Consider the following 20,871-nt stretch of genomic DNA (forward strand, 5'->3'; position numbering starts at 1 on the left):
CAGAATTAGTCTGGCTTTAGGTGTGGCAGATCCCATATATCGCGGGCTCGCTTAGCCCACAAACACCCTTGCATTGCGGAATATACGCATCCAGCCACTTTCTGGCGTTTGCCAATCTTCCGGCTTCCAGGAATTGCAAACGGCCCGTGCAACACGCTCCGGATGCGGCATCATCAGGGTGGCACGGCCATCGAGTGAGCTCACACCGGTAATACCTGCGGGGGAGCCATTGGGGTTGGCCGGATAGGTTTTCGCAATTTTCAGGTTGTTATCCAGAAAACGCATCGCCACACCACTTTCGGCTTCGCAAGTGGCTTGTGCCGCGTCATCGGCAAACTCGGCTCGACCTTCTCCATGCGCAATCGCGACCGGCAAATAGGAACCAGCCATGCCTTTCAGCAATACCGAAGGCGATTCCTCAACGCGTACCATAGAAAAGCGCGCTTCGAATTGCTCGGAAATATTGCGCACAAAATGTGGCCAGTGCTCCGCACCCGGTACCAGCGACTTGAGGTTGGACAGCATCTGGCAGCCGTTACAAACACCCAGGCTGAAGGTGTCGTCACGGTGGAAGAAGGCGGTGAATTGATCGCGGGCCAACGCATTAAATAACACGGTCTTGGCCCAACCTTCGCCCGCACCCAACACATCCCCATAGGAGAAACCACCGCAGGCAACGAGGCCTTTGAAGTCTTCCAGATTCGCCCGGCCGGCAAGAATATCGGACATGTGCACATCAACGCTGGTGAAACCAGCCTGGTCAAATGCCGCCGCCATTTCCACATGACCATTAACACCCTGCTCACGCAAAATCGCCACCTTGGGTTTTACCCCAGACGCAATATAGGGTGCCGCGATGTCTTCGGCCGGATTGTAAGAGAGTTGGACTTGCAACCCCGGATCGTCCTGAGAGATACGCGCAAACTCTTCGTCCGCACACTTTGGGTTATCCCGTAAACGTTGAATTTCGTAACTGGTTTTACTCCACAATTCCTGCAGTTTTACACGAGTTTCGGCGTACACCGTCTCGCCAGAGCGGTAAGTCAACGCCTGATCTGCCTGCGCACTGCCAATTTCCAGCAGGATATCGGCAAGGCCCGCATCCGCAAAAATCGCTTTCACTTTGGCCAGGTGCTCTGCCCTAACCTGCAGGACTGCGCCAAGCTCCTCGCTAAACAGCGCCTGATGCGCATCTGCCCCTGCGGCTGACAAGTCAACGTCGAAACCACAGCGACCGGCAAACGCCATTTCTGCCAGCGTTGCGAATACACCACCGTCAGATCGGTCGTGATAGGCAAGAATTAAATTGTCCTCCAGACACAATTGCATCGCATCGAAGAAATCTTTCAATTGTGCAGCGCTGTCAGCATCCGCTGGAGCATCACCGATTTCATTGTAAACCTGCGCAAAAATCGAGGCGCCGAGACGGTTTTTACCGTTGCCAAGATCAACCAGCAGCAGCCGGTTGCCTTCTTCTACACGCAACTGTGGGGTCACCGTTTTGCGTACATCCAACACCGGGGTAAATGCAGAAATAATCAACGATAAAGGCGCGGTTACCGCTTTCGGCACATCACCATCCTGCCAGGCCGTGCGCATGGACATGGAGTCTTTACCTACGGGAATGGTAATTCCCAACGCGGGGCAAAAATCCATGCCGACAGTTTCAACCGTGCGGAATAATTTTTCGTCTTCACCAGGGTGACCCGCTGCACACATCCAGTTGGCCGACAGGCGAATATCGCTGATTTTTCCAATACGCGTTGCCGCAATGTTAGTAATAGATTCGGCGATCGCCATACGGCCGGATGCTGGTCCATCGAGCAGAGCGGTAGGCGTGCGCTCGCCCATGCTCATGGCCTCGCCCGCGTAACTATCGTAAGAAACCGTAGTCACCGCACAATCGGCAACCGGTACCTGCCAGGGGCCGACCATTTGGTCGCGCACCACTTGGCCCGTTACCGAGCGATCGCCAATGGTAATCAGGAATTGTTTGCTCGCTACGCTCGGATGCTGGATAACGCGCTCGGCCGCCTCTTTAAGGTCGATGCCGCTGTAATCAAACGCTGGGTTGTTCACCTCTTTCTTATCGCCAGTGCGATGCATTTTAGGCGGCTTACCGAACAACACGGTCATCGGTAAATCCACCGGGCGCGCATCAAAGTGGGTATCGTTAACGATAAGTGTTTTTTCACTCAAGGCTTCGCCGACAACCGCATAGGGGCACCGTTCACGCTCACAGATTGCTTCAAAGCGCGCGAGATCTTCCGGCGCAACGGCAAGTACATACCGCTCCTGAGATTCGTTACACCAGATTTCCAGCGGCGACATACCCGGCTCATCATTTGGTACCTGGCGCAACTCAAAATGCGCTCCGCAACCGCCGTCTTTGGCGAGCTCTGGGAATGCATTGGACAAACCGCCCGCGCCGACATCGTGGATAAACGCAATCGGGTTGGCTTTACCCAGCTGCCAGCACTGATCGATAACCTCCTGACAGCGGCGTTCCATTTCCGGGTTCTGACGTTGCACCGACGCAAAGTCCAGGTCTTCGGACGAGGTCCCCGAGGTCATTGAAGACGCAGCGCCGCCGCCAAGGCCTATGAGCATTGCTGGCCCACCAATAACAATCAGTTTACTGCCGGGGTTATAGGTTTCCTGCTCAATATGCTCTTCTTTAATGTTGCCGTAACCACCGGCGAGCATGATTGGTTTGTGATAACCGCGGCGCTCGCCATCAAAGTCATCTTCAAACGTACGGAAATAGCCGCAGATATTGGGTCGGCCGAATTCGTTGTTAAATGCGGCCCCACCCAAAGGTGCGTCGAGCATAATATCGAGGGCAGTAACAATGCGGGCAGGCTTGCCGTAATCTTGTTCCCACGGCTGGTTGTAACCGGGAATCTGCAAGTTGGATACGGTGAAACCCGTTAAACCCACTTTTGGTTTTGACCCTTTACCGACCGCACCTTCGTCACGGATTTCACCACCGGAGCCGGTACCCGCACCCGGGAAAGGCGCAATTGCCGTTGGGTGATTGTGGGTCTCCACTTTCATTAACAAGTGAATCGCTTCTTGGTTATAGCGATATTCGCGAGTTTCCGGGTCGGGATAAAAACGCCCAGCCACCGGGCCGACAACCACTGACGCGTTATCCGCGTAGGCAGACAGCACACCTTCGCCACCTTTTTCATAGGTGTTTTTAATCATTTTAAACAGCGATAGCGATTGCTCCTCGCCATCAATTGTCCAACTTGCGTTAAAGATTTTGTGGCGGCAATGCTCGGAGTTCGCCTGCGCGAACATCATCAGTTCGACATCGGTAGGGTTGCGTTTGAGTTCGGTGAACGCTTCGGTCAGGTAATCGATCTCATCTTCCGCCAGCGCCAAGCCCAGGGTGACGTTGGCGCGCTCAAGTGCTGCACGCCCTTCGCCAAGCACATCCACTTGCACCATGGGGCGCGGCGAATCCTTGCGAAATAACATTTCAACATCAGCGAGGTCCAACAAGACCTGCTCAACCATCCGGTCGTAAACAAAAGGAATGACAGCGTCTGCCGTTATGTTGCGACTAAATTCGTACAACACGCCCCGCTCAATGCGTTTTACCTTCGCGAGCCCCGCATTCTTGGCGATATCGGTTGCTTTTGAAGACCAGGGTGATATGGTGCCGGCCCGCGGCACAACCAGTAACTGATGCTTGTCGTCGACTGCGACGACGGTCTCCGCAGATCCAGCCAGCAAATCGCCTCGCATTTCGCTTCCTGGACCGTACTGGAGCAGCTTTTGCAGCACGCGGAGCTCTTCGTCATCGAGCGATTCATGCAGATCGATAAAGTGGACGTAACAGGTTTCCAGACTGGTGATAGACAAATCTGGAATTTGAATCTGGTTTACAAGCTTATTCAGGCGGAAATCAGAAAGGGCAGGAGCGCCACGGAGGGTTAACATCGTCGGCTTGGGCCTCATTTTGTTGCTGCGTGGAAAATCACGGAGGGAGTTGAAAAATGGCGGCATTGTACTTGAATACTCCGCCTTTAGGGAGCCAATTACAGGTTATCTCCTCCCCTCTAAATACTAGACAGTTTCATTGAGTACGCACGGTTTGCACAATTTTTGACCGCACAGGAGCGCGCTATTAACGCAAGCCCGGTTATTGAATTTGCCCCCAGGAGCCCACAGCGGACCACCCCTGGCCTAAAATGATCCGTAAGCCCTACCGCAACGTATGTGGGAAAGCAAGCTAGCAGCTCACAGGGGAAACGTGTAGGATGGCGAACTTTTGAACGATCCGGGCTTATTTCACGGACACTTGTCTAAAAATGGGATATTAAACACATTCAGTTATGAACGCCCAGGCAAGCGGCCCGGCTAACACCACCCAAGGAGCTACTGTTTTCCGATGCTATATCTAAATACTCATTCACCGTGGTCACTGATGCTAAGTGCCATTGGCAGCCTCACCAAACTCGCCACCATAGGCGCGGTTTGTGCGGGCCTGGTGAGTAGCCGCATTCCAACAACATTGGAATCCGTACAGGCGTCCGGAAAACTGGTGGTAATATCCCGCAACGGGCCCACGACCTATTATGAAGGGCCTGAAGGGCTGACGGGGTTTGAGTATCAGATCGCTGATCAGTTCGCCAAGTACCTCGGCGTGGAGCTGGAAATTCGCGAAACAGAGAACCTGGGCGTTATGCTCGATTCTGTCGGCACAGACAAAGGCCAATTCGCTGCTGCCGGGCTTGCAATTACCGACACCCGTAAGCAGAAAGTCCGTTTTTCCGACCCTTATATGCAGATCACCCAACAGGTGGTGTATCGCCAAAGCGAAACTCGACCCACCTCTGTTGCCGATTTACAAAATAAAAACATATTGGTTATCGGCAATAGTTCTCACGCCGAGAAGCTCCGTGAATTACAGAAGACCTACCCCGACCTCACATGGCACGAGAGCCACGAAGTTGAGATGCTCGATCTTATTGAGATGGTGCACGATGGAAGCATCGATTACACCATCGTCGACTCTAACGCTTTCACGATTAACTCGAATCTGTTCCCGGAAGCGCAGGTGGCATTCGATATCAGCGAACCCCAGGATGTGGCCTGGGCGTTCCCGCAGTCAAGTGACGACAGCCTCTATCGCGAGGCACAGAAGTTTTTCAAAGGTATTAAGCAAAACGGCGTAATCGCTGATGCGCTCGAAAATTATTACGGACATTTAGGTGAAATCGACTACAGCGGTGCCATTTTGTTCGCCAGCCGTATCCAGACCCGCCTGCCTAAATGGGACGCAATGCTGAAAGAAGCGGCTTTGGAGAACGGGCTGGATTGGGAACTGCTAGCCGCGCAGAGTTACCAGGAATCGCACTGGAATCCGAAAGCAAAATCACCTACCGGGGTGCGAGGTTTTATGATGCTCACGCTGGATACAGCAAAGTATGTGGGCATTAAAAACAGGCTCGACGCGAAACAAAGTATTTTTGGTGGAGCCAAATATTTTAAATCCATTTACGATCGAATTCCCGATCGAATCGCCGACCCGGACCGAACCTGGCTTGCAATGGCCGCCTACAATATAGGAATGGGGCATCTCGAAGATGCACGCGTTTTAACCGCCCGCCAGGGTGGCAACCCGGACAAATGGGCCGACGTGCGCGAACGCCTGCCGTTACTCGCCAAACGAAAATACTACAAGAATACCAAGCACGGTTACGCCCGCGGCTGGGAAGCGGTGAAGTATGTCCGCAATATTCGCAATTTCCACACAATCATCGCGTGGAACGGCAAAGGCAAGATCGCACAAGAGCAAATTGCCAGCCTCGAGACAGAAACGCCACAATTCAAGCATTTCAGCCCGGTTGTAACCGAAGCCGTTAGATCACTCGCCGGTGAAGCGACCCCCTCCAGCCTTTAAACCAGTTAGGTATTTGTTGCTTAGCAAGACAACCAATCAATTTTTTGCCAGCACCCTAAACTGTTAACCTGGCGATTAAATATATGATCCTATCTATTTAATCGCGCTATTTAATCGCGCCCCCTTGAAATACTGGCAAAAATGTATGAACTGTCAATATTTCAACGGTTTACATTGCCCGCAGGGCAATGGCGGTGCCTCCCTGCCCCGCCGATTAACTTCGCAATTTTTATTGCCAAGTTAATAGTGAGCGCCGCATCTATTCATCATCACGCATCGACAGCCTTGCGACCGGCATTTACCAAACGACCAACATTACAGCCGCGCAACAAAAATACAAAACCTTCTTAGTGTTTGGGAACCTTTATTAAAAAGGTTTAAGCGCAACACGCACACAAGTGAACCGACCCGTTTCATCAACAACCAATTTTGTTAACTGGGCAATTAAATTTTCCCAGTTAACTTCACTCAAGACCATCCGCCTGATTTCGCAATCGCTTTTTCGATTCTCGACGAAATTTGAAAAACTGCTGAATTAATTCGCTGCACTCCTGCGCACAAACACCGCCAGACCATGCAAATTCATGATTAAAATATTTAGCGGACAAAAGCTCAGGATTACTTTCCAGCACACCAGCTTTTGGTTCAGGCGCGCCAAATACAACTCGAGCGATTCTGGCATGCACAATAGCGCCCAAGCACATAGTGCAAGGTTCAATGGTCACATATAAAGTTGCATTCGGCAGACGATAATTTTTTTGCCGCTGACCCGCATCTCTCAGCGCACAGATCTCTGCATGACCCGATGCATCGCAACTGCCAATAGGGTTGTTAGAACCTCGGCCAATAATAGCGCCGTCTTGAACCAGTACCGCACCCACAGGCACTTCGCCCTGTGCGGCAGCCTCCCGGGCTAGAACCAGTGCCTCTGTCATCCAGTGCTCGTCGTTTAAGCTCATTGCTGACACATTTCCTCGGGCTCAAGTACTTGAATATAAAAATCCGCCTCAACACTGAGCTCCTCATACCCAACCAGAGCTACCCTCGCCTCGGGGTCGCCATTCCAGGCAAGCGGCGTCATTGCCAACAAACTTTCAATTGCTGCCGCGTTAGGTAACTTGATTAAAAACTGTAAACGCTGCTCAGTGCGTATCGAAAAACCGTTCAGTGCCGCCGGCTTTTCGTGTTGGCGCACCTCTGCGTAGAGTTTTTCCTTTAGCTGAAACAAATGCCGCTCTGCAGGACTGACTCTCACCAACAAGCCGCCGCGGCGCAACACCCGCAATACTTCTTGTCCATCGAAAGGCGCAAAAACATTGAGCGCAATATCAATGCAATTGTCTTCCAGAGGAATGGCATACGTACTGGCGACCGCGTAAAACAGCGCTAGCCCTTCACATTTTGCTTGCAACTGTCTGCCCGCTACTGCTGCTCTGCGCACAGCAGGCTTGGAAATATCGACGCCGTAAGCAGTGGCGGAACCACCGAGTGAGGCGACAATTTTTTCGAGATAATAGCCTTCACCGCAGCCTAAATCCAAAAGCTGACAACCTGCGCTTTTATTTACATTTGCGCACACTGCTTGCTGCAATGCTTCAACTAATGGCGCATAAAAACCAGCACGCAAAAAGGCTTTGCGCGCATCAATCATGGTGTCACTATCACCAGGGTTACGGCTGTTTTTCTGGTTCGCAAGCAGAAGATTTAAATAGCCTTGCCGCGCTTGATCGTACTGATGATTTTGGGCGCACCGAAAGATTTTATCCTGCTGAATTAACGGTTCCATGCACTTCGGACAACACCAACTCACACCAGCCCTCCGCTATCGGCCAAACGGTCGTCCACGGGTTCAACTAACGCAAACCGCGGTACAGATTTAAGCTGACCCTCAATCTCCACCTCAACCAGACTGGCAAACAGCGATAACGGTCGAACCCACAAACTGTGGTCACCGTATAGACAACGGTAAACCACCATAACCTCCTCGGTTTCCGAGTGGCGTGCGGTATCGAGCACTTGATATTCATTGCCACGAAAATGGCGGTAGCGGCCGGGAATAATTTCTGTTGTCACGTTTTGGTCTCTCTGCAAACTGTGAATAACCTCTGGTAGTATACGCAGCCCCATGTAGAAGGTCATCCGCACACAGCACTGTTGCGATAGCGGCCTGTTTAGCACTGTGAGATTTTCCGAGTATCATCAATGAACAATCCCGAACGAGCACCCATTGGCCTGTTTTATGGCAGCTCCACCTGCTACACCGAAATGGCGGGCGAAAAAATTCGCGCAGAACTTGGTGAGGACCTGGTGGATGTTTTTAATGTTGCCGACGAGCCCATCGCCAACGGGCTTTACTACGACTACCTGATTTTTGGCATCCCCACCTGGGATTACGGTGAGCTGCAAGAAGACTGGGAGGAAATCTGGGATGAAATGGACGATCTCGATTTTTCCGGCAAAACAATCGCGCTCTACGGCCTGGGCGATCAAGTGGGCTATCCTGAATGGTTCCTCGATGCTCTGGGATACCTCTACCATAAGCTAAATGGTCAAGGCGCAAAGATAGTTGGATTCTGGCCTGCTGACGGCTACGAATTTGAGCAGAGCAAAGCCCTGCTCGAAGATTCACAGCTGTTTGTTGGATTAGCGCTGGACGAAGAAACTGAATTCGACAAGTCCGCCGAACGTATTGCAACCTGGTGCCGCCAGATCCGCAGCGAATTCGGGCTCGACTAGTTTTGGAAAAGCCGCTCGAAAACGCCTCTATTCGATGGGATGAGAATAACCAACCCGTCTCAGTACAATTTGGTGACGTGTATTTTTCGAAACATAACGGCCTCGAAGAAACCCGGTTCGTTTTCCTGGCGCAGAACAACCTCGCCGAACGTTTCGCTGCACTTGTAAACGGCGAGAGGTTTTGCATCGCAGAAACCGGGTTTGGATCAGGGCTGAATTTTCTCGCGTGCTGGCAGCTCTGGGAACAATCGCGCTCTACCAACTGCCCCGCTACGCACCTGCATTTTGTTTCGGTGGAGAAGTACCCCCTGACACGCGAGGACCTCGCCCGCGCACTCTCGCTGTGGCCTGAGCTGAAGCCTTATGCCGATCAGCTTATTGACCAATACCCACCTCAACCGGCGCGGGGTGTCCACAGAATCAGATTTCCTCTCGGCGGTGTCAGCCTAACGTTGATATTTGAAGATGCTGCAGACGGGTTGCACCAATTGAAACCCTGCGCGACCGACGGTTCGCCTGCGCCACAGAACTACCAATTTGGGCCGGGCAAGCTCAAAGTCGACGCCTGGTTTCTGGACGGATTCGCCCCGGCGAAAAACCCGGGCATGTGGAGCCCTGAACTCTTCCAAAGTGTCGGTGCACTAAGCGCTGAGAACACCAGCTTCGCGACCTTCACCGCTGCCGGCCTGGTTAAGCGTGGGCTGCAGGAAGCGGGTTTCGCGATCGAAAAAGTACCGGGATTTGGCCGCAAGCGGGAGATGCTGCGCGGTCTATTTAGTTGGGAAAATCCCGTCGCCAACGAGGAAACCTCTCCGGCTGGCGGCGAAAGCGTGACTGCGCGGGGAGGTGCTCGAGGAAGCACTCGAGGCAATTCAGCAAGGCTGTTTTGGCACCTACTGAGCCCGACTGACCAGCCTGCTTCCAATGCCACCAATGTCGCAATCATTGGCGGCGGGCTTGCGGGGTGCATGGCTGCCGCAGCCCTCGCCCGCCGGGGACTGAGAGTGACAATTGTTGAGCAGCAAGCAAACCTTGCGCAGGCAGCATCGGGCAATCGGCAGGGAGTTGTGTACTGTCGACTATCCCCTCACGACGACCCGCTAAGCCGGTTCAATTTGTTGGCGCAGGTATTCGCCAACAATTTCTACGCGGCCCCAGATTACAATCTGTTCGGCTCTTGTGGGAACCGCTGTGGCGTGCTGCACCTTGCCATGAATGACAAACAGCGCACACACTACCAGGCCATCGCAGAACGGTATCATTGTGAGCAACCACAAAATGGCTCTATTTCTTACGGCTCAGCATCAAGGGCCAAATTAAATCACTTTCAGTGGCTGGGCGAGGACGCCGCGTCAGAGTGCGCGGGCATCTTGGTAAAATACCCTGGCTTATTTGTGCAAGGCGCCGGCTGGCTGTCTCCCCAGGGTGTCTGCAACACACTGTGCTCGCACCCGAATATTGAGCTGCGGCTGAGTACCGAGATCTCCGATCTGCGCCGAACCACAAACACCTGGCACCTCTTCGACACACAGAACGCGCAAGTTACGACCGCATCACACGTCGTTATCGCCAATGCGGCAGCGGCAAAAAAATTAGCACAAACCGCCGAGCTGCCGCTCAATCAGATTCGGGGTCAGGTCACCCATATCGCCACTAACCACGCCATGGGTGAACCGCTTGTCGGTTTGCAAACCGTTATTTGCGGCGACGGGTACGTATCCCCTCCCCACGAAAATATGGTCTGTGCAGGCGCCACGTTTACGCTTCGCAATCACGAGCAAAGCTTAAGCGGGCAGTGCCAACAAACCAACCTCGACAACCTGGCGGCAATGGTTAAGATGGAAAGCGGAATAACGCCGCCTCCGCTGGACGGCAGGGTAGGATTTCGTACCACTACGCCGGATTATTTTCCTCTGGTGGGCCCAGTCCCAAAAACCGGCGAAATGCGAACGCGCTTCAGCTCCCTCCAACACAAGGCGAACGCCGAGTTGACAACTGCGGGTGAATACCATGAAAACCTGTTTTGCCTATTGGGTCTCGGCTCACGCGGGCTCGCCTACAGTCCACTTGCGGCAGAAACGCTCGCCGCCGTTATTTGCAGTGAACCTCTGCCTCTCAGCCAAGAGCTCTACCGACACATCAACCCCGCTCGTTTTCTGATTCGTGAACTCATTCGCGGCTCGCGGAAACGCAGAGACTGAAGACAGCTAAACTTAAGGGCAGCCCGTTTATCGCTCAACGCCTGTTACCGGTCATTGTTAGCGCACGGATTGCCAGCTAAAGACTGAATGGCTGCTGCGGCACGTGATCGAACCGACAGTTACATCTGTACGCGACGCCGGCAGCCCGAGAATCGCGTCCGCTTTGCTGCGAAGAATAAGAGAGGAAATAATCATGCTACTGCGCTCCAGAAATAATCCGGATACACTCGTCTCCACACAAGACAGTGTGCACAACTATTACGAATCCCTGGTAATAGCACAGCTGTTACGTGCCAGTGACCGCGCCAATGAGGATGCAGAGTTTATGGCTGACGTTACCTGCGTCGCTCTGAACCGATTGCCACCACGCTATGTTCGCCACGATGTCGATATGACATTTTTTCTCTCCCCAGCAGAAATGGAGGAGATGGAGACCAAAGTCGCTCACGCAGTTAACCATGCAATGGCTTACGTTGAGACCCGCGAACGGGAAAAACTCGCCGCAACATCTCGTGCTTCAGACGAAGAGCGCGAATAATCTAACCTGAATCGTATATCATGTGGCTTCGTTTATAACTGGAATCCGTTATGTCAGTCACATCCATGCGAGGGTTTCACGCACTTGCGTTAGCGCTGCTCGCTTTTGTAGCGGCGCCCCTATGGGCTGATGAGCCACTCAACTACCTCTTACTTGAAGAACTGGCGCACGACGACCAGCAATTTACACAAGGTCTCGAGCTCGTCGGCGATGTGATGTATGAAAGTAGCGGGCTTACAGACAAGTCTTTCGTTCGCAGCTACCGGGTTGACACTGGCGAGGTTATTCAGGAAACCCATTTCCCTGGGCGGGTTTTTGCGGAAGGTATTACCCTGTTCAACAACAAGCTCTATCTCTTGACCTGGCGCAACGGGATATTGTTCACGCTCAACCCCAGCACATTACAAATAACCGGGAGCAAGAAATACCGGGGTGAAGGCTGGGGAATCGCACATACCGACACCGAACTGGTGATGAGTGATGGCTCTCCCACATTAACTTTCCGCGACCCAGTTAGCTTTAAGCCCAAACGCACACTACAAGTAAAAGGCAAGGACGGCGCAATCCGCGACCTCAATGAACTTGAGTACGCTAAAGGGTCGCTCTGGGCAAACCGCTGGCAAACCGCGCTTATTTACCGTATCGACGCCACAACCGGCGCAGTCACTGGCGTACTCGATTTAGCTGCTCTGATTCCCCCGCACCTTAAAAACTCCTACGATCACGTACTCAACGGTATCGCCTACGATGCTGACAAAGATGCTTTCTGGGTCACCGGTAAGAAGTGGCCTGTTCGCTACCTGATCAAAATTCTGCCTGGATCAAAACCCGCTGAATAATTTTTGTGCAAAAGGCTTGTTTCCAGCGGCCGACTAATTACAATGCGCGCACTTTAACTTATGGGAATCAGACAATGAGCACCGAGTTACTCTCACCGGCTGGCACACTTAAAAGCATGCGCTTCGCGTTCGCTTACGGCGCAAGCGCCGTATACGCAGGGCAGCCACGCTACAGCCTGCGAGTTCGTAACAACGAGTTCAACAAGATAGAAAATATCGCTGCCGCCGTTGAAGAAGCTCACGCACAAGGCAAACAATTTTATCTCGCCAGTAATATCTCGCCGCACAACGATAAAGTGCGTTCCTATCTGCGTGATCTGGAACCGGTTATCGCGATGAAGCCCGACGCGCTGATTATGTCCGATCCTGGATTAATTATGTTGGTACGGGAAACCTGGCCGGATCAGCCCGTGCATTTAAGTGTTCAGGCCAACGCCGTAAATTATGCGACAGTCAAATTCTGGGCCACGCAAGGGATTGAACGTGTAATTCTGTCTCGCGAATTGTCGCTAGATGAAGTTGAAGAAATCCGCCAGCAGTGCCCCGAAGTCGAGTTGGAAGTGTTTGTTCACGGAGCCTTGTGCATCGCTTACTCCGGGCGCTGCTTGCTTTCCGGCTACATGACTCATCGGGACTCGAACCAAGGGGCCTGCACCAACTCATGCCGCTGGGAATACAACGCGCACCAAGCCAAAGAGACTGAAACTGGCGACATTATTGCCGTGGATTCAGGCGCGAGCCAGTGGCAGCCGGATTCAGCGCCAGTGCTCCTGCAGGAGAAAAGCCGTCCGGGAGAGTACATGCCTGCCTACGAGGACGAGCACGGCACTTATATTATGAACTCCAAAGATCTTCGCGCTGTACAGCACGTTGATCGGCTGGTGAAAATGGGCGTGCACTCACTCAAAATCGAAGGGCGCACCAAATCCCATTACTATGTGGCGCGCACAGCGCAAGTATACCGCCAGGCAATCGATGCCGCAGAAGCCGGGACCCCGTTTGATATGGCGCTGATGACACAGCTGGAGCATCTCGCTAACCGCGGTTATACCGAGGGCTTCTATCGCCGCCACCTTCCCAGCGAATACCAAAACTACGAGAAAGGCGTTTCCGACAATGGCTCGCAGCAGTTTGTTGGCGAAGCTATAGAGTACAACGCCGACAGTGGCTGGCTGACCCTGGACGTAAAAAACCGATTCGAAAAAGGTGATGCTGTGGAGCTGATAACCCCACAAGGCAACCTGCAATTCAATATTGAGCACCTTGAAAACACCAAGGGGGCAAGCATTGATTCAGCGCCGGGCTCTGGCCATACGGTGCGCCTGCCTATTCCTAACCTGCCACTGACCGAAGACGGTGGCTACGCTATGCTTATGCGTCATATTCGTTAACTGAGTCCCTTTATGCCCGACGAACCTCATATAGTCAGGCGCGGCGAGCTGGATGTTATCCAAATAGATAACGCCGCTTGCAGCGCCGAAATAAGTTTATTCGGTGGCCATGTATTGCAGTGGCAACCTTCTGGAAGAAAACCTGTTTTGTGGATGAGCGATACCGCGCGCTACGACGGATCTACCGCACTGCGCGGCGGTATTCCGATCTGTTGGCCCTGGTTCGGTGCGGTGGCAGACAAAGGCCGCCACGGCCTGGTGAGAAATCGCAACTGGCAAGTGACCCATTTCGAAGACTCGGCCACCGCGACCTTCGTGGAACTGGAGATTGACCTGAGCGAAACCGACAACCCATGGCCGCACCCGAACAAGCTGGTCATGAAAGTGAATTTTGGTGAATCTCTACTGCAATCCTTGCTGGTTGAAAACACCGGCGACAAGCCTCAGTGCTTCAATTTCGCCTTTCACAATTACCTTAAGGTAAGTAACCCCGCAGCAGTGGAGATTCCATTGCTCGGTAGCTCCTTCTACGAGGACAAGCTGACAGGCCAGCAGCAGCAACTGGAAAATAGAGATACCGAACATTTAGGGTACCTAGGGCCATTGGATCGAATCTATTCCAGCAGCGAGCGAATAGAAGTGATCGACCCCCAGTACGCCCGCAAAATCTGTATCGATAAACAACTGTCCCAACATTGGGTTGTGTGGAACCCAGGCAGCGATGCTGCGAGCATGGATGATGTCCACGAAAGCGGCGAACAGGAGTTCCTGTGTGTGGAAACAGCCAACACCAGCGACATCGTGATCGAGCCTGGTGAGAGAATCAGTATGTCGCAAACCATCTCCCTGGAAAATCTTGGCTAGGGCCTGTTAACACTAATTCGATTCATTCTATTGCGGCTAAAATTTCGCTATCGAGTGATGCGGCACCCCGACGTTTGGAGTGCAGGTTGTTCGGCATATCCCTATGCCTCACCCCTACGGGGTTACACGCTAAAACGCTCCCGGCGTTTTAGTGGTTGTTCCAAATGAGCGATAAACAACGCTGAGAGCGGGATTTTAGCCGCAACCCGCAGGGCTGGGCCTGTATTTCCAGGCTGATGCGTTATTTTTCGCTCGTTTAGCCCGCTAAACAACGCCAAAAATGCCTTTCATCCTGAAAATACAGGCTCCAGCAGAGCGAATTGAATTAGTGTTAACAGGCCCTAGGACAATTCACGAACGTACTCCCCTCGCAAATCTTACTGGTGCCGCGCCTGCGGCACTCCGGAGAAGAGTTTGATTTCCCGCTTGTACCCACACTGCCGCTAAAGCTCTTCCCCTCCTCGCCATGCGAATTTTTGGTGACTGCATCAAATACCCTTGCATTTAGTGTCAATTTTTCCCAGACCCCACGCGACAGCCTTCAACGCCGTTGATTTCCATCAAGTCGGATAACGCGCGCTGACTTAGACTATTTTTATGCAAACGAATGAACCCAAATCCAATATTTCTGAACACCCGACGCTGCGCCGACATACCAAAATTTCGGCGTTTGAAGCAGCTCGCGTCCTGGAAAAATACCGCCTCCACCCAAGCCACTCGGTGAGCATTTGTATGGATGGGCACGCCTTCAGGTGGGCGCGTACAAATCCGCAAGCGGCAGGTGCCGGAGCGCTACTCACAAAAGAAATAAAACTGTGGGCTGACGCCGTCGGGCATAAATCAGTAGAGAATCTCTTACTGTGCTACCCCTTCCAGTCCTTTGAGCCTTACGAGTTAACCGGAATTATGCATGCGTTAGCATCTCACTTTGGACTCTCAGAGTCCGAGCAGCGCGTGCACCGAGTGGTAACCCATCAGGATGAAGTCAACAGTGACCACATCGCCCTGTTGAAGGGCTTGGGTTTCAACCATTATCAGATCGCTCTCAACCGGAGTGACCTCGAAGACTTGGATAAGTTAAAAGCCGTTGGGGACTTAATCCGGAAGTACGCGTTTACCGGAATGAGCATTCAGATCCACGACTCAAACTGTCTGGATGACCTTCGTGAACATGTTATCGAGGTCAAACGGATGATTGCGCCTGACTTTATTTATATCGGCAACCGCCCCAAGCTGATCGACAACGACCTGAGTGCAAACGGCGGGATTCTGTTCGATGGCGAATGCGAACTTGAAAACAACTGCATTTACATGGGGCTGGAGGGCAAAAGCCACTTACAACATATGGTTTTACAAAATTTTTGTACGCAAAATCGCTACCTGGAGGCACTGCAAGAAGGGAAATTACCGATAAATCACGGTCCAACACACGAATAAACCTTTTTGAGGCACTTTTTTACCGCAGAGGCTGGTCTTTACGGGCATTTAACATCGCTTTTAGCTATAATGGCCGGTGCCGTAAATCACAGCCTGGGAAGGTGCCATGCCGCAGTCTATTGCCAACCATCAGTGCCACCACAATCCTCAAGTTAACTGTGCCGATTGCCGTCTCGCATCTATTTGCCTGCCAATCAGCCTGCATATTGACGATATAAACAAACTTGACGACATTATTCAGCGAGGGCGACCGGTACAAAAGACCGACCATGTCTACCACGCCGGAGAATCCTTTCGTTCGGTCTACGCTTTGCGGTCCGGAGCGGTCAAAACCGTGAAGGTGACCCATGATGGCCAGGAACAAGTAACCGGCTTCTACCTACCGGGCGAAATCATTGGTATGGACGGCCTCGCGTCGAACCATCACACCAACTCAGCCATCGCACTGGAAACATCCGCAGTATGTGAAATTCCATTTACCCGACTCGAAGAGCTGAGCGCACAAGTTCCCAATCTTCAGCGCCGCTTTTTTCAGTTGATGAGTAAAGAAATAACACACGAGCAACAGCTAATTACGCTACTTAGTAAGAACAGCGCTGATGAGCGCATCTCCTCCCTGTTGCTCAGTATTTCTACACGCAACCACAACCGTGGCCTGTCTGCAAAAGAGTTTTACCTTCCCATGTCGCGATCCGACATAGGTAATTACCTCGGCTTAACAATCGAGACGGTCAGCCGGGTACTCAGTCGTTTACACAAGCAGGGCGTGATTACGCTGGATAAAAAACACGTAATCATTTCTGATCTGGACGCATTAAAAGGCGTCGCCTCAGTCTCTATCGACTAATGCAGACACAAGATCCAGCGCTGGGTGCGGCACTTCGCTCAATCGATGCCGCCAATGCAAAAGACCCGAACCTTGAGGTAAACGCAGAAACTGGCCAGCAGCAACCGAAAGAACTGCTCTACGGACAGCGTATGACCGAGCAACTTGCTGAATTTTGCCCTGAAGCGTCGGTTCACCTTCAAATTGCTGCTCGCGCGCAACACATCGAGCGCTGGACATCGCCGCGCTCCGCCTACCCTGAAGGTCGTGCTGGCTACAAAAAGTGGCGCTCGGAGCTTTCCCTCTTCCATGCAAACCGCGCAGCAGAGATCATGTCAGAATGCGGCTTTAACGAAAAAGATTGTGAGCGAGTAAAGTTCCTTATTCAAAAAAGGCAACTGCGGAGAGACCCGGAAACCCAAACCCTTGAAGATGTCATTTGTCTGGTGTTCCTTAAGCACTACCTCGAAGATTTTGCCAATAAACACGCAGAAGACAAACTCATCGACATTATCCAGAAAACCTGGAACAAAATGTCCGAATCTGGACACCAAGCCGCTCTCGCCCTGCCCTACAAACCACACCTCGGTACATTAATAAACAAAGCCCTCAGCTAATATGCCCTACATCCTCGTGGCGAAGCACCTACATGTGTGGTTTGCCCTGCTTACTTTTGTTGGTTTTTCCCTGCGATTTCTTTGGCTAATCGGACGATCAGATCTACTGCATAAGCGCTGGGTAAAAATATTGCCCCACATAAATGACACAGGGCTGCTCATAAGCGGGGTTACCCTGGCTATCTTCTTTGGCTATTCACCGTTCGCCGTGTTCTGGTTTGGCGTTAAGCTCGCTCTCATTGCGCTTTATATTGTGCTCGGCGTACTGCTCTTCCGCACCCACCAAAATCGGTTATACCAAATCACTCTGTTTTCAATGTCATTTATAACCTACTTCTTTATCATTATTGTTGTTCTGACAAAACCAAACTAACAACCCAATATTTTCATCAGATTCCGCGCCAAACTTTAATACTTTTGTAAAGTTGGCGCACATATCTCCAAAAAGTCAACTAATTCCCGAAATAGACAAGTAACTGGTTCACATGGGGTTGACTTTGCTTTTTGGGCGCCGTTTAATAGATTAAAACTTGTTCGACCCTAATAATAAAGTTTAATAGAAAGGGAAATTATTATGAGACATATCGCTGCTATTATAATTTGCTCTCTTATTCCGTTTGTGAGCTTTGCTGAAAGCTGCAACGAGCAATGCAAACGGGAAAAAGCTGAAGCCAAGCGTACAGAAAAATTTCCCAGCTATTTAAGCTGGAAATTCTGTGAAGACACGCGTTTTGATTTTATGACGACGGCAGTCGCAAGCCTCGACAAGTACCGAACACATCATTTCGATACCCGTTACAAAGGCGGAATGCGAAACATCAAGGGCTTTGTAGAACAGCGCAAAGAATGGCTGCAAGAGTGTGATGATTATCTCGCGAGCACACGGGATGAGCGTATATTTGAAGATGAGAAAACCACTAACGCCATTTTCAGCGCCATGGACGATATATCAACTGAAATGAATGAGTTACTCGCTGGAGCCCAAAACACGCAAGACTCCAGCCAGGTAATCAACTCTCGTTTCGAAACCCTGCTTAAACGCGTCGATGACCATAAAACTCTGATGCTGCTAAAGGGGCGCTTCGTTACCCGCTAGATTTTTATAGCTGAAACCGAATAGAGTTTATTCTTCAACAAAAAAAGGCGCTGAAATAAGCGCCTTTTTTGTGTACCCCAGGAACACCCTTCCAAACTTGGCCCCTTCAAGAAGCCGCCTCGTCAAACACTTCATCGGAAGCTTTTGATGTCCGGGTGCTGGTGGCGGCATTCTTAATTGCCTTCATACCGCACCTTATCAACCGGGCTTGTTCTACAGCGCTTAATCCGGCGGGAAAATGGCTCGGCGACACACCCAATGGGTGGGTCGGGCTGCCCTCAACAGAAATACGGAATCCAGTTGTGTGATAGGCAGACAAGGTGTCGAGATCGACATTCCATGCGTCAAAATCCATTTTAAGATCCTCGAACTCGCGGTTGTTTTCGCTCAACACCATCATGGAGCTGTTTCATCCAATAATATCTCGCATTAATTGGCTAGAGAATAGCGCTGCCAGACAAACGGCATTAGAACTGAATCGGTGGCTCAAAGTGAGCGATCGAGTGAAGCTTATCACACTTTATGGCGCCCTGTTATCCATATATGGTACTAAATCCACAGGTGTGGACTGTTAACAAGTCGGCGGACAAATGGTGAATATTACCTAACCCTGCGAAAAACGCAGAGCACCTTAGCCCAGAGAGTACTTGGTGGCGGCAAGACAATATGTACAAGGGAAAACGGTGAGGGAGTTAAGGCAACCCAGCTGCCTTAACTCGCCAATAGAGCTCCGACCCTGGCGGTGTTTATGTTTATACACCAGGCCGGAATAGAAGTCAGTAGCTGGGTATTATTCCCACTCAATCGTCGCAGGAGGCTTGCTCGATACGTCATAAGCCACACGCGACACACCGGAAATCTCGTTGATGATTCGATTGGAAACCTTCTCTAACAAGTCGTAGGGCAAGTGAGCCCAGCGCGCGGTCATAAAATCTACTGTTTCAACGGCACGTAGCGAGATAACCCATTCGTAACGTCGTGCATCGCCAACAACACCAACTGACTTCACGGGGAGGAATACCGCAAAAGCCTGGCTGGTTTTATGGTACCAATCAGCATTTCGCAACTCTTCGATAAAGATGGCATCAGCTTCTCGCAAAATATCCGCATATTCCTTTTTAACTTCACCAAGGATACGCACACCAAGGCCAGGGCCCGGGAACGGATGGCGGTAGACCATATCGTAAGGCAAGCCCAATTCCAGGCCAATTTTGCGCACCTCGTCTTTGAACAGTTCGCGCAAAGGCTCAACAAGCTCAAACTGCATGTCTTCTGGCAAGCCACCCACATTGTGATGGGACTTGATAACATGCGCTTTGCCTGTTTTGGATGCAGCGGACTCAATAACATCCGGATAAATGGTGCCCTGCGCAAGCCATTTCACGTTTTGCAATTTGGCCGCCTCTGTATCGAACACTTCGATAAAAGTGTTGCCGATTATTTTTCGCTTCTGCTCCGGATCGTTTATCCCATGCAGCTTGGAAAGGAACAGGTCTTCAGCATCCGCGCGGACAACTTTCACCCCCATGTTCTTGGCAAACATGTCCATCACCTGGTCACCTTCCTGCTTTCGCAGCAACCCGTTGTCGACGAACACGCACGTCAGCTGGTCACCAATCGCGCGATGCAAAAGTGCGGCTACCACTGAGGAATCCACGCCACCGGACAAACCAAGTAAAACCTTGTCTGATCCCACTTTCTCGCGCACGCGTTCGATAGCGTCTTCCACGATATTTGCAGGAGTCCAAAGAGGTTCACAGCCGGCAATCTCCAAGACAAAATGCTCGAAAATACGCTTGCCTTGCAACGTGTGAGTAACCTCCGGATGGAACTGAACGCCATAAAATCGCTTCTCTTCCCAGCTCATCCCAGCGATGGGACAGGAAGGTGTTGAGGCCAGCAGGCTGAACGTGTCCGGCATGGCAATGACTTTGTCGCCATGGCTCATCCAGACATCCAACAAAGCGCCGCCGTCACTGTCGACATGATCTTTAATATCGCGGAAAAGCGCACTTTCACCAGCAACCCGCACCTGCGCATAACCGAATTCCCGCACCTCCGAGGATTGCACCCTGCCCCCCAGCTGCTCTGCCATAGTCTGCATTCCGTAACAGATACCCAGTACTGGCACACCCAATTCAAATACGGCTTCCGGCGCGCGCGGTGAGGCGCCAGCCGTTACCGACTCCGGGCCGCCCGAGAGAATAATGGCTTTCGGGTTGTACTCCCGAATTTCCTCATCGGTCATATCAAATGCGCGAATTTCAGAAAAAACACCCACCTCGCGAATTCGACGAGCAATTAACTGGGTGTACTGCGATCCAAAGTCAAGAATAAGGACTCGCTGAGAATGAATATTCTGGGTCATAGAGTGGTTCCACGAACACAACTAAAAAAATAAAGCCCGGA

19 protein-coding genes are annotated in these 20,871 nt (G+C 51.7%); 12 read left to right on the forward strand and 7 right to left on the reverse strand.

The genetic code is table 11. The features are described from left to right. Window positions 1–51 precede the first annotated feature (51 nt). Window positions 52–3,951: a phosphoribosylformylglycinamidine synthase gene (purL, locus tag TERTU_RS11470; protein ID WP_015820119.1), complete on the reverse strand. Its 3,900-nt coding sequence runs from the start codon at window positions 3,949–3,951 to the stop codon at window positions 52–54. A gap of 487 nt (window positions 3,952–4,438) precedes the next feature. On the opposite strand from purL, the gene mltF reads away from it, so the two are divergent. Beyond that, window positions 4,439–5,917 (forward strand): membrane-bound lytic murein transglycosylase MltF, encoded by a 1,479-nt coding sequence (gene mltF / locus TERTU_RS11475; RefSeq protein WP_015819432.1) that lies wholly within the window; start codon window positions 4,439–4,441, stop codon window positions 5,915–5,917. Window positions 5,918–6,381: 464 nt separating this feature from the next. Here the strand turns inward: mltF and tadA are convergent, their stop codons facing one another. The 3 genes from tadA to TERTU_RS11490 are packed head-to-tail and all read right to left on the reverse strand — an operon-like array spanning window position 6,382 to window position 7,990. Next, window positions 6,382–6,876 carry a tRNA adenosine(34) deaminase TadA gene (gene tadA, locus TERTU_RS11480; protein ID WP_015820808.1) on the reverse strand — a complete coding sequence of 165 codons (495 nt, stop codon included), beginning with the start codon at window positions 6,874–6,876 and terminating at the stop codon, window positions 6,382–6,384. Beyond that, entirely contained in the window at window positions 6,873–7,727 is an 855-nt protein-coding gene (locus TERTU_RS11485; RefSeq protein WP_015817725.1) for a putative RNA methyltransferase, read from the reverse strand. The genes tadA and TERTU_RS11485 overlap by 4 nt, the downstream gene beginning before the upstream one ends. Continuing rightward, a complete protein-coding gene (locus tag TERTU_RS11490; protein ID WP_413470422.1) occupies window positions 7,724–7,990 on the reverse strand; it encodes a DUF1653 domain-containing protein in 267 nt (88 codons plus the stop codon). Before TERTU_RS11490 ends, TERTU_RS11485 begins: the two co-directional genes overlap by 4 nt. Before the next feature lie 129 nt (window positions 7,991–8,119). On the opposite strand from TERTU_RS11490, the gene fldB reads away from it, so the two are divergent. Both fldB and mnmC1 read left to right on the forward strand, forming a co-directional pair. After that, on the forward strand, window positions 8,120–8,653 hold the full coding sequence (fldB, locus tag TERTU_RS11495; protein WP_018015492.1) for a flavodoxin FldB: 534 nt from the start codon (window positions 8,120–8,122) through the stop codon (window positions 8,651–8,653). A gap of 2 nt (window positions 8,654–8,655) precedes the next feature. After that, window positions 8,656–10,854 carry an FAD-dependent 5-carboxymethylaminomethyl-2-thiouridine(34) oxidoreductase MnmC1 gene (mnmC1, locus tag TERTU_RS11500; protein WP_015817738.1) on the forward strand — a complete coding sequence of 733 codons (2,199 nt, stop codon included), beginning with the start codon at window positions 8,656–8,658 and terminating at the stop codon, window positions 10,852–10,854. Between the two features lie 57 nt (window positions 10,855–10,911). Here the strand turns inward: mnmC1 and TERTU_RS22020 are convergent, their stop codons facing one another. Beyond that, window positions 10,912–11,049: a hypothetical protein gene (locus tag TERTU_RS22020; protein WP_015818295.1), complete on the reverse strand. Its 138-nt coding sequence runs from the start codon at window positions 11,047–11,049 to the stop codon at window positions 10,912–10,914. Here TERTU_RS22020 and TERTU_RS11505 point away from each other — a divergent pair. From TERTU_RS11505 to TERTU_RS11545, 9 genes are all read left to right on the forward strand, one after another. Beyond that, window positions 11,048–11,392 (forward strand): late competence development ComFB family protein, encoded by a 345-nt coding sequence (locus TERTU_RS11505; RefSeq protein ID WP_015819349.1) that lies wholly within the window; start codon window positions 11,048–11,050, stop codon window positions 11,390–11,392. The genes TERTU_RS22020 and TERTU_RS11505 overlap by 2 nt on opposite strands. A gap of 50 nt (window positions 11,393–11,442) precedes the next feature. Then, window positions 11,443–12,231, forward strand: coding sequence for a glutaminyl-peptide cyclotransferase (locus tag TERTU_RS11510; RefSeq protein ID WP_015818770.1), 789 nt, complete (start codon window positions 11,443–11,445; stop codon window positions 12,229–12,231). A gap of 74 nt (window positions 12,232–12,305) precedes the next feature. After that, complete coding sequence (gene trhP / locus TERTU_RS11515; RefSeq protein ID WP_015819522.1) at window positions 12,306–13,622, forward strand: prephenate-dependent tRNA uridine(34) hydroxylase TrhP; 1,317 nt, start codon at window positions 12,306–12,308, stop codon at window positions 13,620–13,622. Window positions 13,623–13,634: 12 nt separating this feature from the next. Then, a complete protein-coding gene (locus TERTU_RS11520) occupies window positions 13,635–14,486 on the forward strand; it encodes a D-hexose-6-phosphate mutarotase (RefSeq protein ID WP_015819097.1) in 852 nt (283 codons plus the stop codon). A gap of 597 nt (window positions 14,487–15,083) precedes the next feature. Further along, a complete protein-coding gene (locus TERTU_RS11525) occupies window positions 15,084–15,923 on the forward strand; it encodes a hypothetical protein (RefSeq protein ID WP_041590216.1) in 840 nt (279 codons plus the stop codon). Window positions 15,924–16,029: 106 nt separating this feature from the next. Continuing rightward, window positions 16,030–16,770, forward strand: a complete 741-nt coding sequence (fnr, locus tag TERTU_RS11530; protein WP_015817723.1) for a fumarate/nitrate reduction transcriptional regulator Fnr — start codon at window positions 16,030–16,032, stop codon at window positions 16,768–16,770. Then, window positions 16,770–17,366 (forward strand): DUF4202 domain-containing protein, encoded by a 597-nt coding sequence (locus TERTU_RS11535; protein ID WP_015820050.1) that lies wholly within the window; start codon window positions 16,770–16,772, stop codon window positions 17,364–17,366. Before fnr ends, TERTU_RS11535 begins: the two co-directional genes overlap by 1 nt. Window position 17,367: 1 nt before the next feature. After that, window positions 17,368–17,739, forward strand: a complete 372-nt coding sequence (locus TERTU_RS11540; RefSeq protein ID WP_015819503.1) for a SirB2 family protein — start codon at window positions 17,368–17,370, stop codon at window positions 17,737–17,739. 201 nt (window positions 17,740–17,940) lie between these two features. Beyond that, window positions 17,941–18,462, forward strand: a complete 522-nt coding sequence (locus tag TERTU_RS11545) for a hypothetical protein (protein ID WP_015819498.1) — start codon at window positions 17,941–17,943, stop codon at window positions 18,460–18,462. A 106-nt stretch (window positions 18,463–18,568) separates the two neighbouring features. Here the strand turns inward: TERTU_RS11545 and TERTU_RS11550 are convergent, their stop codons facing one another. Together TERTU_RS11550 and guaA are read right to left on the reverse strand one after the other, a co-directional pair. Then, a complete protein-coding gene (locus tag TERTU_RS11550; protein ID WP_015819992.1) occupies window positions 18,569–18,862 on the reverse strand; it encodes a hypothetical protein in 294 nt (97 codons plus the stop codon). A gap of 390 nt (window positions 18,863–19,252) precedes the next feature. Continuing rightward, window positions 19,253–20,830, reverse strand: a complete 1,578-nt coding sequence (gene guaA, locus TERTU_RS11555) for a glutamine-hydrolyzing GMP synthase (RefSeq protein ID WP_015820453.1) — start codon at window positions 20,828–20,830, stop codon at window positions 19,253–19,255. Between the last annotated feature and the right edge of the window lie 41 nt (window positions 20,831–20,871).

Origin of the sequence: Teredinibacter turnerae T7901 (assembly GCF_000023025.1) — a bacterium.
In the GTDB taxonomy this organism is placed as follows: Bacteria; Pseudomonadota; Gammaproteobacteria; order Pseudomonadales; family Cellvibrionaceae; genus Teredinibacter; species Teredinibacter turnerae_B.